The following is a 349-nucleotide window of genomic DNA, read 5'->3' as shown; positions in this document are numbered from 1 at the left end:
ATACAAACCGAATCGGGAAATCTTTCATCATATCACCTACTTGATGAAGAATCGTCAACGTCGTTTTCCCTTATCGTATCAACGGTTTGCGACCATTGTAAAGATGTTTTGTCACGGATTCAGGTGAGCATTTTTCATTACAATAATTTCCATGCTTTAAGAGACAAACAGGGTCCCCCTTACGCGATACGGAGCTGTTTTTTGATCACATCATTGGGAATCTCTTGCTTCGCAGCGTCATAAATGAACTCGACGACGCTGTGGTCTTTCCGCGACCGAAGAAGCTCCAGCCCGGTGGAGAGGTTTTGTCGGGATTCGGCGATGCTGTACACGCAGGCCAACAGCACCA

At 46.4% G+C, this 349-nt stretch carries 1 pseudogene; it reads right to left on the bottom strand.

Features of this window, described 5'->3' with window-relative positions:
• Positions 1–179 precede the first annotated feature (179 nt).
• A pseudogene (locus tag ETC02_RS17190) lies at positions 180–349 on the bottom strand (IS701 family transposase); the annotation flags it as partial.

This window comes from Geobacillus sp. DSP4a, from assembly GCF_013096875.1.
Taxonomy (GTDB): Bacteria; Bacillota; Bacilli; order Bacillales; family Anoxybacillaceae; genus Geobacillus; species Geobacillus thermophilus.
The sequence above is the reverse complement of the archived record's forward strand: the minus strand, read 5'-3'. Positions and strand labels throughout refer to the sequence as shown.